A 14,565-nucleotide genomic window follows, 5' to 3' on the forward strand; every position below is an offset into this window, starting at 1 on the left:
GGTCGATGTCCAGCGCCAGACACCTCGGTCGGCTCCCTCTCCTGGGGGAGAGGGCTGGGGTGAGGGGAACGGGATTCACTCAACCTTCAATCTGCCGCAACCGCTTATAAAGCGTATTCCGACTCACCCCCAACCGCCGAGCCAAATGCGAAATATTCCCCCCGGAAGCCTTCAACTCCCGGTTCAACGCCTCCACATCATTCAAATCAACCGCCAACGGCGCCGCGCTCTCCACCGGCTCCATCTCCAGATCAACAAAAAAATCATCCGGCAAATGCTCAAGCCTCACCGGCTGCTCCTCAGCCATCGCCAACGCCACCTGCATCACGCTACTCACCTGACGCAAATTCCCCGGCCAAGGATGACGGCTGAACAACTCCAGCACCTCCTGGCTCAACCCCGCCCACTGCGTCGGTTCACGATGCTGCTCCCACAACCGCTTGAACAACGCCTCCTTATCACTGCGCTCCCGCAGCGGCGGCAGCTCCAGCGTCAGTCCACCAATGCGGTAATACAAATCCTCACGAAACCGTCCCAATTGCACTTGTTCGCGCAAGGAACGGTTAGTCGCCGAGATAATCCGCAAATCCACCGGGAACAACTCGCTACTGCCCACCGGTTGCACGCAACGCTCCTGCAACACCCGCAACAACCGCGCCTGAGTCGGCAATGGCATATCGCCAATCTCGTCGAGAAACAGCGTGCCTTTATCCGCCTTGCGAATCAGCCCGATACTGCCTTTCTGATTCGCGCCGGTGAACGCACCTTTCTCGTAGCCAAATAACTCGGATTCGACAAGTTCGGCGGGGATCGCCGCGCAGTTGACGGCAATGAACGCCTGTTTGCTACGTGAACTGGCCTGATGCAGGGCTTTGACGAAAACTTCCTTGCCGACCCCGGTTTCGCCATGGATCAGCAGCGGAATGTCTTTCTCCAGTAACCGCTCAGCCTGACGCACGGCTTTTTCCACGCGACTGTCGCCGAAGTGCAGGGTGTTGAGACTGATGGCAGTGGGCGCGGCGGTTTTAGGTTCAGCAGCAAAAACGCGCGGCTGAACCGACGCCTGCTTCGGCCGCTTCAACAAACACTGAAAACGGTTACGCCCGGACGTCTGCAAGGCAAACGGCAACCCGTCCGGCTGGTTGATCAACTCCAGCAGCGACACTTTGAACAGGCTCTCAACGCTTACCCGCGACAAACGCACACCGAGCAGATTGTCCGCCCGGCGGTTGGCCGACAACACCTGCCCACTCTCATCGAAAATCAACAACCCGGCCCACTGACTGTCGAGGTTGTTCAACCCGGTGTTGAAGGTCAGTTGAAAATGCTGGCCATGGAACAGGTTGAGGATCAGCCGGTTCTCCACGGTCTGGCTCATCATCTTGACCATGCCCAAAGTGTGCGAGGGCGGCAGATAGCTGTCGCTGGACACATCAAGCACCGCGATGACTTTGCGCTCGGCGTCGAAAATCGGCGCGGCGGAACCGGTCATGAAACGGTTGGCCTTGAGAAAGTGTTCATCGTGTTCGATGTGCACCGCTTGTTCACACGCCAGCGCCGTGCCGATCGCGTTGGTGCCGCTGGTGCGCTCGACCCAACTCGCACCGGCCTGAAACCCCCGCGCCAGATTCGGCTCGATAAAGCGTTGCGTGCCCCACGAGGTCAGGACCTGGCCCTGATTGTCGGCGAGCATGATCAGGCAGTTGGAGTTGCTGAGGATGTTTTCGTAATAGGGCAGGACTTCCTGGTGCGTGGTCTGCACCAGCGAATGATGACTGTCGAGCAGCTGCGCGATGCTAGCGGGGGGCAGTTGATCGAAGGCCGGCGTGCTTTGGTGGTCGAGACCGAACGCGCGGCAACGTTGCCAGGAAGTCTGGACGATCGCGTCGTGGGACAGCGGCGGGGCAGGTGCGGCCATGGCAGTGGGCCTCTGATGCAGCGATTTTTATTGTTGTTATGAACCCGATCTTTGAAACCAACACAGATCCCTGTAGGAGTGAGCCTGCTCGCGATAGCGGTCTATCAGACAAAATTGCATTGACTGACACACCGCTATCGCGAGCAGGCTCACTCCTACAGGGATCTTCGGCGTCCATGAGGTCGGGGAAAAAGCGTTCATAGAGTGTTGTTCACTATTGTTCATTGTCAATCGCCCGACTGTTCAAATGTGTTCAGCAATGAACGCCTGTTCCCCACTGTTTCAACGATTTTCACGCCAAATCAACCACTTGCCATTTCTGGCACGAAACTCGCTCCCGTGCACAGGTCGCTTGACTCCAATAATAAAAAGGCCGAGCCATGTCACTCACCCTGGAGCACGTCAGCCGCACCGTCGAGGGCCAGACCTGGATCGACGATGCGTGCCTGAAATTCGAACCCGGTTCGTTCAACGTTTTGCTCGGGCGGACCCTGTCCGGCAAAACCAGTCTCATGCGATTAATGGCCGGGCTCGATAAGCCTGACAGCGGCCGCATCCTGATGAACGGCGTCGACGTCACCCAGCGCCCGGTGCGGTTGCGCAACGTGTCGATGGTCTATCAGCAGTTCATCAATTACCCGACCATGACCGTGTTCGAGAACATCGCCTCGCCACTGCGTCAGGCCGGTGTCTCGAAAGAGATCATCCACAGCAAAGTGCAAGAAACCGCGAAGATGCTGCGCATCGAGAAGTTTCTGCAGCGCTATCCGCTGGAGCTGTCCGGCGGTCAACAGCAACGCACCGCCATGGCCCGTGCGCTGGTCAAGGACGCCGAGCTGATCCTCTTCGATGAGCCGCTGGTCAACCTCGACTACAAACTGCGCGAAGAGCTGCGCCAGGAAATGCGCGAGCTGTTCAAGGCGCGCCACACCATCGCGATCTACGCCACCACCGAACCCAACGAAGCGCTGGCACTCGGCGGCACCACGACCATTCTTCACGAGGGCCGGGTGATTCAGAGCGGCCCGTCGACCTCGGTGTATCACCAGCCGCAAAGCGTGCTCGCTGCCGAATTATTCTCCGAGCCACCGATCAACCTGATGCCCGGGCGCATCGCCGGCAACGAAGTGAGTTTTGCCAACTTCGTACACTTCCCGTTGAACGTTGATCTGCGCCCGGTGGGTGAGGGCGAGTTTCGTTTTGGCGTGCGCCCCAGCCATATCTCGCTGGTGCCGAGCAACGATGACGATCTGGAGTTGGCAGTCACCGTCGAAGTCGCCGAGATCAGCGGTTCGGAAACCTTCCTGCATGTGCGCAACGAGCATTTCCTGTTGGTGCTGCACCTGCCCGGCGTTCACGAATACGACGTCGATGCGCCGATCCGCATTTACATCCCGACCCACAAACTGTTCGTTTTCGATGCGCAGGGCCGTCTGGTGCAGGCACCGGGCCGGCGTGTCGCGAGGGTTGCCTGATGGCCGAAATCCGTTTGCAGCACCTCGCCCACAGCTACAGCAAAACCCCGAGCGGCGCGGAGGATTACGCGATTCGCGAGATGGATCACGTCTGGGAGCAGGGCGGTGCCTACGCCTTGCTCGGGCCGTCGGGTTGTGGCAAGTCGACTTTGCTCAACATCATTTCCGGCCTGCTCAGCCCCTCGCAGGGCCACGTGTTGTTCGACGGCAAAGCGGTCAACGACCTGACGCCGGAGAAGCGCAACATCGCCCAGGTTTTCCAGTTTCCGGTGGTGTACGACACCATGACCGTGTTCGACAACCTCGCTTTCCCCCTGCGAAATCAGGGCATGGCCGAGGCGAAAGTGCACAGCAAGGTGCAGGAAATTGCCGAAGTCCTCGACCTGCAAAACCTCCTCAGCAAAAAGGCGCGCAACCTCACCGCCGATGAAAAACAGAAAGTCTCGATGGGCCGTGGTCTGGTCCGTGACGATGTTTCGGCGATTCTGTTCGACGAGCCGCTGACGGTGATCGACCCGCACCTGAAGTGGAAACTGCGGCGCAAGCTCAAGCAGATCCACGAGCAGTTCAACATCACCATGGTCTACGTGACCCACGATCAACTCGAGGCCTCGACCTTCGCCGACAAAATCGCGGTGATGTACGGCGGCCAGATCGTCCAGTTCGGCACGCCACGGGAATTGTTCGAGCGGCCGAGCCACACCTTTGTCGGCTATTTCATCGGCAGCCCCGGGATGAACCTGATCGACGTGCAGCCGCAACCCGGTGGCGTCGGTTTCGCCTCGACGCACCTGCCGCTGTCCGACGCCATGCAGCGCCATATCGAACACGGTCAGTGGAAGAATCTGAAGGTCGGCATCCGCCCGGAGTTTATTCATGTGTGGGACGAGCCGTTTGATGACGCGATGCAGGCCAGGGTCGTACACGTCGAAGACCTCGGCACCTACAAGATCATGACCCTCGACCTCGACGGCGCACCGTTGAAAGTACGTTTGGCGGAAGACAAACCGGTGCCACAGGGCATCGCGTACATCAGTTTCCCGGCGCAGTGGCTGATGGTCTATGCCGATGAGTTTCTGCTCGAAGCCGACGATGAGGTGCAGCCATGAACAAGGTGCAGAACAACAAGGCCTGGTGGCTGGTGTTGCCGGTGTTCCTGCTGGTGGCGTTCAGTGCGGTGATCCCGATGATGACCGTGGTCAACTATTCGGTGCAGGACATCTTCGACCAGTCCAGCCGCTACTTTGTCGGCGCTGACTGGTACAAACAAGTGCTGCTCGATCCACGTCTGCACGATTCATTGCTGCGTCAGTTCATCTACTCGGCCTGCGTGTTGCTGATCGAAATTCCTTTGGGCATTGCCGTCGCGCTGACCATGCCGACCAAGGGCCGCTGGTCGTCGGTGGTGCTGATCATTCTGGCGATTCCGCTGCTGATCCCATGGAACGTGGTCGGCACCATCTGGCAGATTTTCGGCCGTGCCGACATTGGTCTGCTCGGTTCCAGCCTTAACGCAATGGGCATCAGCTACAACTACGCGGCCAACACCATGGACGCCTGGGTGACGGTGCTGGTGATGGACGTCTGGCACTGGACTTCATTGGTGGCGCTGCTGTGCTTCTCCGGTTTGCGCGCGATTCCCGACGTGTATTACCAAGCGGCGCGCATCGATCGGGCCTCAGCCTGGGCGGTGTTCAGGCACATTCAGTTGCCCAAGCTGAAGAGCGTGCTGCTGATCGCGGTGATGCTGCGCTTCATGGACAGTTTCATGATCTACACCGAGCCGTTCGTGCTCACCGGCGGCGGGCCGGGTAACGCCACGACCTTCTTGAGTCAGACGTTGACCCAGATGGCCGTAGGGCAATTCGACCTCGGTCCGGCAGCGGCGTTTTCGCTGGTGTACTTCCTGATCATCCTGTTGGTGTCCTGGCTGTTCTACACCGCCATGACGCACTCCGACGCCAACCGCTGAGGCCCGGCCATGAGCAAAAGAAAGCTGATTCCGCTGCTGGTGTACATCCTTTTCCTACTGGTGCCGATCTACTGGCTGCTGAACATGTCGTTCAAGAGCAACACCGAAATCCTCGGCGGTCTGACGCTTTTCCCACAGGCCTTTACGCTGGCGAACTACAAAGTGATCTTTACCGATCCGAGCTGGTACACCGGTTATCTGAACTCGCTGTATTACGTCAGCCTGAACACGGTGATCTCGCTGAGCGTGGCGCTGCCGGCGGCCTATGCGTTTTCGCGTTATCGCTTTCTCGGCGACAAGCACCTGTTCTTCTGGCTGCTGACCAACCGCATGGCGCCGCCAGCGGTGTTTCTGCTGCCGTTCTTTCAGTTGTATTCGTCGATTGGCCTGTTCGACACGCATATCGCCGTGGCTTTGGCGCATTGCCTGTTTAACGTGCCGCTAGCGGTGTGGATTCTCGAAGGATTTATGTCCGGCGTGCCGAAAGAAATCGACGAAACTGCCTACATCGACGGCTACAGTTTCCCCAAGTTCTTCGTGAAGATTTTCATCCCGCTGATCGGCTCGGGTATCGGCGTCACGGCGTTTTTCTGCTTCATGTTTTCCTGGGTCGAACTGCTGCTCGCGCGCACGTTGACCTCGGTAAACGCCAAGCCGATCGCGGCGGTGATGACGCGCACGGTATCCGCTTCGGGTATTGATTGGGGCGTGCTGGCGGCGGCGGGGGTGTTGACCATTCTGCCGGGCATGCTGGTGATCTGGTTTGTTCGCAACCACGTGGCCAAGGGCTTTGCCCTCGGTCGGGTCTGAGGAGCTGATGATGGAATGGATGAGTTGGACCACCCCGACAGCCGCATTCTTCATCGTCATCGGCCTGATTCTGGTCGGCATGACGACGTGGGAATTGCGCTCGCCGAGCATCCTGCGGCGAGGTTTTCTGCCGATTGCCACCACCCGTGGCGATCGTTTGTTTATCGGTCTTCTCGGCAGCGCCTACCTGCATTTGCTGGTGATCGGCGCCACCGACTGGAGCATCTGGGTAGCGTCCGCGTTGTCCCTGGTGTGGCTGTTGGCTGTGATGCGTTGGGGCTAGTCGAGTCGTTCGGCAACGCGGCTCCACAACTTAAACAGGAGGTCTCTATGTTCGACAAAAACAATAAGCTGCGACATAGCATTTCATTGGCAGCCATGCTGGCACTCAGCGGTTTGAGCGCCGCCGCGTGGGCGGATGCCTACGAAGACGCGGCGAAAAAATGGATCGGCAGTGAATTCAAACCGTCGACCCTGACGGCCGAGCAGCAACTCGAAGAGTTGAAGTGGTTCATCAAAGCGGCCGAGCCGTTTCGCGGCATGGACATCAAGGTCGTTTCCGAGACCCTGACCACCCACGAATACGAGTCGAAAGTACTGGCCAAGGCGTTCAGCGAAATCACCGGGATCAAGCTCACCCACGACCTGCTGCAAGAAGGCGACGTGGTCGAGAAAATGCAGACGGTGATGCAGTCCGACAAGAATATTTATGACGGGTGGGTCAATGACTCGGACCTGATCGGTACGCACTTTCGCTACGGAAAAACCGAATCGATCACCGACCTGATGGCCAACGAAGGCAAGAACTTCACCTCGCCAACCCTCGACATCAAGGACTTTATCGGCATCTCCTTCACCACCGCGCCGGACGGCAAGATCTATCAACTGCCCGACCAGCAATTCGCCAACCTGTACTGGTTCCGCGCTGACTGGTTCGAACGTGCCGATCTAAAAGCCAAGTTCAAGGAAAAGTACGGCTACGAATTGGGCGTGCCGGTGAACTGGTCAGCCTATGAAGACATCGCCAAATTCTTCAGCGAAGACGTCAAGGAAATCGACGGTAAACGCGTTTACGGGCACATGGATTACGGCAAGAAAGACCCGTCGCTGGGCTGGCGCTTCACCGATGCCTGGTTCTCCATGGCCGGTGGCGGCGACAAAGGCATTCCGAATGGCTTGCCGGTGGACGAGTGGGGGATTCGCGTCGAGGACTGCCACCCGGTCGGCTCCAGCGTGACCCGAGGCGGTGACACCAACGGCCCGGCGGCGGTGTTCGCCACCACCAAATATGTCGACTGGTTGAAGAAGTACGCGCCACCGGAAGCGGCGGGCATGACCTTCTCCGAGTCCGGCCCGGTGCCGTCGCAGGGCAACATTGCGCAGCAAATCTTCTGGTACACCGCGTTCACCGCCGACATGACCAAACCGGGCCTGCCGGTGGTCAACGCCGACGGCACACCGAAATGGCGCATGGCGCCATCGCCGCGCGGGCCGTATTGGGAAGAGGGCATGAAGCTTGGGTATCAGGACGTGGGTTCGTGGACGTTTATGAAGTCCACGCCTGAGAAACAGAAACTGGCAGCGTGGCTGTATGCGCAGTTTGTGACCTCGAAAACTGTCTCGTTGAAGAAAACCATCGTCGGCCTGACGCCGATTCGCGAGTCGGACATCAACTCGCAAGCGATGACCGATCTGGCGCCGAAGCTCGGTGGTCTGGTCGAGTTCTACCGCAGCCCGGCCCGCGTGCAATGGACCCCGACCGGCACCAACGTGCCGGACTATCCGCGTCTGGCGCAACTATGGTGGAGCCACATCGCCGAAGCGGCTAGCGGCGAGAAGACCCCGCAACAGGCGCTCGATGGTTTGGCCAAGGATCAGGACGCGATAATGACCCGCCTCGAACGCTCCAAGGCCCAGGCTGTTTGTGCACCGAAGATGAATCCGGAGCGCGATGCCCAGTACTGGTTTGATCAACCGGGCGCACCGAAACCGAAACTGGCCAACGAGAAGCCGAAAGGCGAGACCGTGAGCTACAACGAACTGCTGAAATCCTGGGCGGATGCGCGTAAGTGATAGGGGAACTGTGAAAGGCGAACGGCACCGGAAGGTGCCGTTTTTGTTGGTGCCGCTGCGATTGCTATCGCGAGCAGGCTCACTCCCACAGAGGTTCGCGGCGTACACCGCATCTGTGAACGACACAAAAACCTGTAGGAGTGAGCCTGCTCGCGATAGCGGTGTGTCAGACGAAAAAGATATCGACCGACCCGCCGCCAGCATTGATGTGTGCCGGTACTGGATGTGTCTTGATCAGACCAGAACAGCCAGATCTGTGTAACGAGCAACCAAAGCATCAGCCGTGAGCAACTTCATCGGCTCGGTCATTGCTGTGGCGATGATAATGCGGTCAAACGGATCGCGATGATGGTGCTCAAGATCCTTCACGGCGATGGCGTGCTCTGCAGTCACTGGCAGTTCGATAAAGCCACTGTCGAGACAATATTGGCGGACTTCTTCCAGATCAACATTCAGCTTGCCGAGCCCGACCTTGATTGCCATTTCCCAGAAAGTGGCGGCGCTGATGTAGATTTCGGCGGCGTTCTCAATCAATTTTCTGGCTTTGCCGGACAATCTGGCGTCATCACTGAGCGTCCAGAGCAAAATGTGCGTGTCGAGCAGAAGCCTCATGCTTGAGTGCCCTCAAATGTATCAAGCATGTCATCGGGCAGTGGTGAGTCGAAATCGTCGGGCAACACCAGTTTGCCTTTCATTGCGCCAATACGCTGAGCGCTGGGTTTTCCTACGGGAACGAGGCGAGCCATCGCCCGCCCATGCTTGGCAATCGTGATGACTTGGCCAGCAGCGGCATCATCGACGAGTTTGGATAAATTGTTTTTGGCTTCAGCCAGCGGAACGATGATCATCAGCTCACCCCTGTATTCTGGACAAATATAGCCAGAATATTTCAACGCTGCCAAACCATAGACTTCTTCAGCCCATTCGCAAACGATATCCCTGTTCATTTTTAGCCTCTCGTCGGTATTCCATCTGCCAAGGCCTCCACCATAGAGCTATCTACTCAAAACTGGCTGTAGGACAAAACGGAGGTTGCGGCGAGAGCTTTCGGCGTTTGTGTGGGGACGGGAGCAAATCGGTAAAAAATCGTACAAAAATGTCGACTGACCCACCGCCATCGCAAGCGGGCGAAGGCCTGCAGGTTTCAGTGGTGCCCACAAAACCTGAGTACCCCGCAAATCACTGTGGGAGCTTGCCTGCAAGCGAAGGGGCCATTGTCGGCACCGCAGGAAACCCGAGCCGGAACACGGTCATCGCCCCCGGCAAGCTCTTAACCTCCGCCACACCCTGATGCAGGCTCATGATCGAGCGCACGATCGCCAGTCCCAACCCGGTGCTGCCCTGCGAGCGCGAGCGGCTGCTGTCGACGCGGTAGAAGCGGTCGAACAGATGTGGCAAATGCTGCGCTTCAATCCCGGCGCCGGGGTTGCTGACCAGCAGGGAGGCCTGCGTCGCACTCTGTTCAATCAGCAGCGTCACGGTTTTTCCGTTCGGGCAATGGCGCAGCGCGTTGGACAGCAGATTGGAAATCGCCCGCTGAATCATCAGCCGATCGCCCATCACCGTCGCACTGCCAACGACATTCAAATGAATGTTCTTATCCTGCGCCGACAACGAAAACATCTCGGCCACTTTCGCGACTTCAACCTCCAGCGCCACCGCTTCAAACGGTGCCAGCGCCGACGGATGACTGACCTGCGCCAGAAACAGCATGTCCGAAACAATCCGCGCCACGCGCTCCAGTTCCTCGGTGCATGACACCAACACATCTTTGTACTCATCCACCGAGCGCTCGCGCGAAAGGGTCACCTGCGCCTTGCCCATCAGGTTATTGATCGGCGTACGCAGCTCATGCGCCAAGTCATCAGAGAACTGCGACAACTGCTGCACCCCGGCATCCAGCCGATGCAGCATGAAGTTGATGCCCTGCGCCAGTTCACTCAACTCCTGCGGCATGTTTACCACCGACAGCCTGTGTTCCAGATCCTGGGTAGAGACCATCGCCGCCACTTTGCGAAACTCGCGCAGCGGCGCCAAACCACGCTGCACCGCGCCCCACGCGCTCAGGCCGATAAACACCAGCAACAACGGCAAGGCAATCAGCGTCGAGCGCAGATACGCGCTGAGCAACGCCTGATCATGGGCGTTGTCCATCGACAGCAGCACCGGCACGCTGTTGCCGTCCTTGAGACGAATCAGCTTGGACACGGTGAGGAATTTCGCCCCTTCGGCATCAATGCTGTCGGAGTAAGTCAATTGATCAGTGGTTGCCCGCACTGCTTTCAATTCAACCCGTGGATCAGTCAAACCGCTGCCGGATTTAAGCAGCGGCGAGCGCAGGTTCAAGCGGTCATAAATCGTCAACGTCAGGTTGTCATGGCCCATCACCTGATCGAGCAGAATATGCGGCTTGCCACTGATTTCATTGGCATCGATGTACAGCGACAGGCTGTGCTCCACCTGCGCCATCTTCTTTTCCAGGCTGTCTCGAGATAGCGCATTCAGTTCATGGGTCAGAGCGAAGTAGGCGAGGATCGCCAGAAACACCACCAACAGTGCGCCGAGAATACTCACCGTCAAACCAAGGCGCATCGACAGGCTGGAGGGCTTCATTCCCGTGCCTCCAGCACATAGCCGACACCGCGCAGGGTGTGAATCAGTTTGCTGTCGAACGGGTCGTCGATCTTCGCCCGCAAACGGCGGATCGACACTTCGACCACGTTGGTGTCGCAGTCGAAATTCATGTCCCACACCAGCGAGATGATCTGCGTGCGCGTCAGCACTTCGCCGGACTGGCGCATCAGCAAATGCAGCAGGGCGAACTCCTTGGTGGTCAGGTCAATACGCTGCGCGCCGCGAAACGCGCGATGGCGGCCCGGATCGAGTTCCAGATCAGCGACTTTCAGGACCTGCGGCACCGGGATGTTTTCGCTACGACGCATCAAGGTGCGCACCCGCGCCAGCAGTTCGGGAAACTCGAACGGCTTGACCAGATAATCGTCGGCGCCCAGATCGAGGCCACGAATCTTGTCGGCCAGACGCCCGCGCGCGGTGAGCATCATCACCCGTGTGGAGTGGGTGCGACGCAGTTGTTCCAGCACGCCCCAACCATCGAGTTCCGGCAGGTTCACGTCGAGAATAATCAGGTCATAGGCCTGCTGTTGCGCCAAGTGCAAACCATCGGCGCCGGTGGCGGCGTGGTCAACGACATAGCCACTTTCGGTCAAACCCTGATGCAAGTATTCGGCAGCTTTAAGCTCGTCCTCGACGACAAGGATTCGCATGATCTTTCACCACTTTTATTTAATGGGTATTTAATTAAGGCGGCCCCTCACCCTAACCCTCTCCCAGAAGGAGAGGGGACTGAGCGTGGGATATTTCGGAACTACGCCGACGTGAAAAAACCTCACTGAATCCATAATCGATTTGATGTAACAGGTCGATGGAAAGTGTCAGACACCTCGGTCGGCTCCCTCTCCCTCCGGGAGAGGGCTGGGGTGAGGGGAGGCGGCACAATAAAGGTTGTAGCGGCTACAGGGTCAACAATCAAACGCTCTAAACCAGTGATCTGCGACAGTCGGTCGCAGCGCGAGCCACAAAAATCCCATGACTTCGATTCACACAAGTGCAATTCAGCAGATAACTAACGCGCATTTGTTTCGATGTATTTCGATAACGCCGCCAGCACTTCGCATCCTAGAACAAAACAACTTCGGCAAACCGTGGATAACGGATTTGTAATGTTCCAGTCACCTTGTCGATAAGTTCAAAACCCTACCGTGGCGGCATCCGAGATTCTTGAATAAAGGAAGTCTTCCATTGCCCGGTTTAATAAAACTGACGGCGCAATCACGCCTGAAAAAAACAGTCAGCGGCCTGGTGTTGTTGGCCAGCGCCGGCCTTGCAAACGCATCGACCCTGACGCTGGACCAAGCCCTGCAAAGCGCCTTCACCGGCAACCCGGAACTGGCCGCTGCGCAGTGGGAAATCGGCATCGCCGAAGGTGACCGCCAACAGGCCGGCCTGATCCCCAACCCTGAAGTGTCGTGGGAAGCCGAAGACACCCGCCGTGACTCACGCACCACCACGGTCATGCTCAGTCAGCCGATCGAACTGGGCGGCAAACGCGGCGCACGCATCGATGTCGCCAGCCGTGCGCAGGATGCTGCCGGCATCGAACTGGAGCGCAAACGCAATGCATTGCGCGCCGATGTGATTCAGGCGTTCAACAGCGCCCAAACCGCGCAGCAACGCTTGCAGCTGTCCCGGCAATCCCTGCAATTGGCCGAGCACGGTTTGCGTGTGGCGCAGGGGCGAATCGAGGCGGGTAAGTCGTCGCCGGTCGAAGGTACTCGAGCACAAGTGCAACTTTCGGAAGTGCGCTTGGAGCTGAGCCGCGCCGAACGCGATCAGGCCACTGCCTATCAGCAGTTGGCGCAGGTCATGGGCGCACCGTTGCCGACGTCGGCCAAGGTGCAGGCACCCACGCAAAGCATGCCGGCCGTTCCTCCACCGACACGATTGCTCGAGCGCTTGAACGAGACCGCCGAACTGCGTCTGGCCAAACTGCAGATCGATCAGCGTGAAGCATCGTTGGGCCTGGAAAAGTCCCAGCGCATTCCCGACCTCACCGTGAGCATCGGCAGCCAATACAGCGAAACCGAGCGCGAACGCGTCAACGTCGTCGGGCTGTCGATGCCGATTCCGCTGTTCAACCGCAATCAGGGCAATGTGCTCGCGGCCGCGCGCCGCACCGATCAGGCGCGGGATCTGCGCAACGCCACCGAGCTGCGATTGCGCACGGAAGTCCAGACCAGCCTTGAGCAATGGCAGACCGCCAACGGCGAAGTCACTGCGTTCAACCAGACCATCCTGCCCGCCGCGCAAAGTGCGGTCGACAGCGCCACACGCGGATTCGAAATGGGCAAGTTCGGCTTCCTCGATGTGCTCGATGCGCAACGAACATTGATCAGCGCTCGTAGCCAGTACATCCAGGCCGTCAGCGAAGCCACCGACGCCCGCGTACGCATCGAACGGATCTTCGGCGACCTCAGCGTCGGCCGTTGAATTTCACTTTTCAGACAACTGCGCGATGGCTCGGCGCAGAGGAGTTTCCATGGATAAAAAATTGATGATTGTCGCGGTGGCGACGTTGGCGCTGGGCATTGGTATCGGCTCGCAGTGGTCAGGTAACGCAAGCATCGACGCGCATGCCGACGAGACTTCTGAGCATGCCGATCACGCCGAAGAAGGTGCAGCGGCTGAACATGCCGAAGAAGGCCACATCGAATTGAGTGCCGAGCAAATCACTGCCGCCGGCATTCAACTTGCCGAAGCAAAGCCGCAAAACATCAGTCTTGGCCTGCCGTTCCCCGGCGAAGTGCGCTTCGACGAAGACCGCACCGCCCACGTTGTACCGCGCGTTCCGGGCGTGGTCGAGACGGTGGCGATCAACCTCGGGCAAACGGTGAAGAAGGGTCAGTTACTGGCGGTGATCGCCAGTCAGCAGATCTCCGATCAACGCAGCGAACAAGCCGCCGCGCAGCGTCGCCTGGCGTTGGCGCGCACCACCTACGAGCGTGAGAAAAAGCTCTGGCAGGACAAGATTTCCGCCGAGCAGGATTTCCTCCAGGCGCGCCAGGCACTGCAAGAGGCGGAAATCGCCGTGAGCAATGCGCGGCAAAAGATCAGCGTGCTCAGCGGCAGCGTGGTCGCCACCGGCGGCAATCGCTACGAATTGCGCGCGCCGTTCGATGGCGTGGTGGTGGAAAAACACCTGACGCCGGGCGAGGTCGTTGATGAAAGCACAGCGGCGTTCACCCTCTCGGATCTGTCGCGAGTGTGGGTAACGTTCGGCGTTTCACCGAAGGATCTGAACAAGGTTCAAGTAGGCAAAGCGGTCACCGTCAGCGCCCCGGAACTCAACGCAGAAGTGGTCGGCAGCGTGGCTTACGTCGGCAGCTTGCTCGGCGAACAGACCCGCACGGCAACCGTTCGCGTCACTCTGGAAAACCCCCAAGGCTCGTGGCGCCCCGGTCTGTTCGTCACCGCGCTGGTGGCGACCGACAGCCGCGAAGCGAGAGTCGCCGTGCCGGAATCCGCGATCCAGACCGTCGAGGACAAACCCACGGTTTTCGTGCGTACCGACGATGGCTTCGAAGCCCGCGCGGTTGAGCTGGGCAGCCGCGCCGCCGGCCATGTGGAAATCACTCAAGGGCTGGAACCGGGCGCGCAAGTCGCCAGCGCCGGCAGCTTCGTCCTCAAGTCGGAACTGGGCAAAGCCTCAGCCGAGCACAGCCACTGATCCGGAAGACTCC

13 protein-coding genes are annotated in these 14,565 nt (G+C 58.7%); 8 read left to right on the top strand and 5 right to left on the bottom strand.

Features of this window, described 5'->3' with window-relative positions:
* Positions 1-79 precede the first annotated feature (79 nt).
* The gene (locus tag ACI514_RS06420) at positions 80-1,918 is read right to left on the bottom strand and encodes a sigma-54-dependent Fis family transcriptional regulator (RefSeq protein WP_405123319.1); all 1,839 of its coding nucleotides are present in this window, start codon (positions 1,916-1,918) and stop codon (positions 80-82) included.
* Positions 1,919-2,298: 380 nt separating this feature from the next.
* On the opposite strand from ACI514_RS06420, the gene ACI514_RS06425 reads away from it, so the two are divergent.
* Genes ACI514_RS06425 through ACI514_RS06450 form a run of 6 tightly spaced genes read left to right on the top strand, consistent with a single transcriptional unit; the run spans position 2,299 to position 8,248 of the window.
* Positions 2,299-3,393, top strand: a complete 1,095-nt coding sequence (locus tag ACI514_RS06425; RefSeq protein WP_123450812.1) for an ABC transporter ATP-binding protein — start codon at positions 2,299-2,301, stop codon at positions 3,391-3,393.
* A complete protein-coding gene (locus tag ACI514_RS06430; protein WP_137219214.1) occupies positions 3,393-4,502 on the top strand; it encodes an ABC transporter ATP-binding protein in 1,110 nt (369 codons plus the stop codon). Before ACI514_RS06425 ends, ACI514_RS06430 begins: the two co-directional genes overlap by 1 nt.
* Entirely contained in the window at positions 4,499-5,365 is an 867-nt protein-coding gene (locus ACI514_RS06435; RefSeq protein ID WP_007912484.1) for a carbohydrate ABC transporter permease, read from the top strand. The genes ACI514_RS06430 and ACI514_RS06435 overlap by 4 nt, the downstream gene beginning before the upstream one ends.
* A 9-nt stretch (positions 5,366-5,374) precedes the next feature.
* On the top strand, positions 5,375-6,175 hold the full coding sequence (locus ACI514_RS06440; protein WP_090284391.1) for a carbohydrate ABC transporter permease: 801 nt from the start codon (positions 5,375-5,377) through the stop codon (positions 6,173-6,175).
* A 10-nt stretch (positions 6,176-6,185) separates the two neighbouring features.
* Entirely contained in the window at positions 6,186-6,458 is a 273-nt protein-coding gene (locus tag ACI514_RS06445; protein WP_007912485.1) for a DUF2160 domain-containing protein, read from the top strand.
* 47 nt (positions 6,459-6,505) lie between these two features.
* A complete protein-coding gene (locus ACI514_RS06450; RefSeq protein ID WP_123376407.1) occupies positions 6,506-8,248 on the top strand; it encodes an ABC transporter substrate-binding protein in 1,743 nt (580 codons plus the stop codon).
* 234 nt (positions 8,249-8,482) lie between these two features.
* Here the strand turns inward: ACI514_RS06450 and ACI514_RS06455 are convergent, their stop codons facing one another.
* From ACI514_RS06455 to ACI514_RS06470, 4 genes are all read right to left on the bottom strand, one after another.
* The gene (locus tag ACI514_RS06455) at positions 8,483-8,860 is read right to left on the bottom strand and encodes a type II toxin-antitoxin system VapC family toxin (RefSeq protein ID WP_102901289.1); all 378 of its coding nucleotides are present in this window, start codon (positions 8,858-8,860) and stop codon (positions 8,483-8,485) included.
* Positions 8,857-9,195, bottom strand: a complete 339-nt coding sequence (locus tag ACI514_RS06460; RefSeq protein WP_224790125.1) for a type II toxin-antitoxin system Phd/YefM family antitoxin — start codon at positions 9,193-9,195, stop codon at positions 8,857-8,859. The genes ACI514_RS06455 and ACI514_RS06460 overlap by 4 nt, the downstream gene beginning before the upstream one ends.
* 232 nt (positions 9,196-9,427) lie before the next feature.
* Positions 9,428-10,861: a heavy metal sensor histidine kinase gene (locus ACI514_RS06465; protein WP_405123320.1), complete on the bottom strand. Its 1,434-nt coding sequence runs from the start codon at positions 10,859-10,861 to the stop codon at positions 9,428-9,430.
* On the bottom strand, positions 10,858-11,532 hold the full coding sequence (locus ACI514_RS06470; protein WP_007920164.1) for a heavy metal response regulator transcription factor: 675 nt from the start codon (positions 11,530-11,532) through the stop codon (positions 10,858-10,860). The genes ACI514_RS06465 and ACI514_RS06470 overlap by 4 nt, the downstream gene beginning before the upstream one ends.
* 535 nt (positions 11,533-12,067) lie before the next feature.
* Here ACI514_RS06470 and ACI514_RS06475 point away from each other — a divergent pair.
* Both ACI514_RS06475 and ACI514_RS06480 read left to right on the top strand, forming a co-directional pair.
* Positions 12,068-13,315, top strand: coding sequence for a TolC family protein (locus tag ACI514_RS06475; RefSeq protein ID WP_160058635.1), 1,248 nt, complete (start codon positions 12,068-12,070; stop codon positions 13,313-13,315).
* 49 nt (positions 13,316-13,364) lie between these two features.
* Positions 13,365-14,552, top strand: coding sequence for an efflux RND transporter periplasmic adaptor subunit (locus ACI514_RS06480; protein WP_405123321.1), 1,188 nt, complete (start codon positions 13,365-13,367; stop codon positions 14,550-14,552).
* Positions 14,553-14,565: the final 13 nt, after the last annotated feature.

Origin of the sequence: Pseudomonas sp. M20 (assembly GCF_045037865.1) — a bacterium.
Lineage (GTDB): Bacteria > Pseudomonadota > Gammaproteobacteria > Pseudomonadales > Pseudomonadaceae > Aquipseudomonas.

Coding starts and splice junctions, on each gene's coding strand:
- ACI514_RS06420 (WP_405123319.1), bottom strand. CDS start 1,918: ATGGCCGCACCTGCCCCGCCGCTGTCCCACGACGCGATCGTCCAGACT.
- ACI514_RS06425 (WP_123450812.1), top strand. CDS start 2,299: ATGTCACTCACCCTGGAGCACGTCAGCCGCACCGTCGAGGGCCAGACC.
- ACI514_RS06430 (WP_137219214.1), top strand. CDS start 3,393: ATGGCCGAAATCCGTTTGCAGCACCTCGCCCACAGCTACAGCAAAACC.
- ACI514_RS06435 (WP_007912484.1), top strand. CDS start 4,499: ATGAACAAGGTGCAGAACAACAAGGCCTGGTGGCTGGTGTTGCCGGTG.
- ACI514_RS06440 (WP_090284391.1), top strand. CDS start 5,375: ATGAGCAAAAGAAAGCTGATTCCGCTGCTGGTGTACATCCTTTTCCTA.
- ACI514_RS06445 (WP_007912485.1), top strand. CDS start 6,186: ATGGAATGGATGAGTTGGACCACCCCGACAGCCGCATTCTTCATCGTC.
- ACI514_RS06450 (WP_123376407.1), top strand. CDS start 6,506: ATGTTCGACAAAAACAATAAGCTGCGACATAGCATTTCATTGGCAGCC.
- ACI514_RS06455 (WP_102901289.1), bottom strand. CDS start 8,860: ATGAGGCTTCTGCTCGACACGCACATTTTGCTCTGGACGCTCAGTGAT.
- ACI514_RS06460 (WP_224790125.1), bottom strand. CDS start 9,195: ATGAACAGGGATATCGTTTGCGAATGGGCTGAAGAAGTCTATGGTTTG.
- ACI514_RS06465 (WP_405123320.1), bottom strand. CDS start 10,861: ATGAAGCCCTCCAGCCTGTCGATGCGCCTTGGTTTGACGGTGAGTATT.
- ACI514_RS06470 (WP_007920164.1), bottom strand. CDS start 11,532: ATGCGAATCCTTGTCGTCGAGGACGAGCTTAAAGCTGCCGAATACTTG.
- ACI514_RS06480 (WP_405123321.1), top strand. CDS start 13,365: ATGGATAAAAAATTGATGATTGTCGCGGTGGCGACGTTGGCGCTGGGC.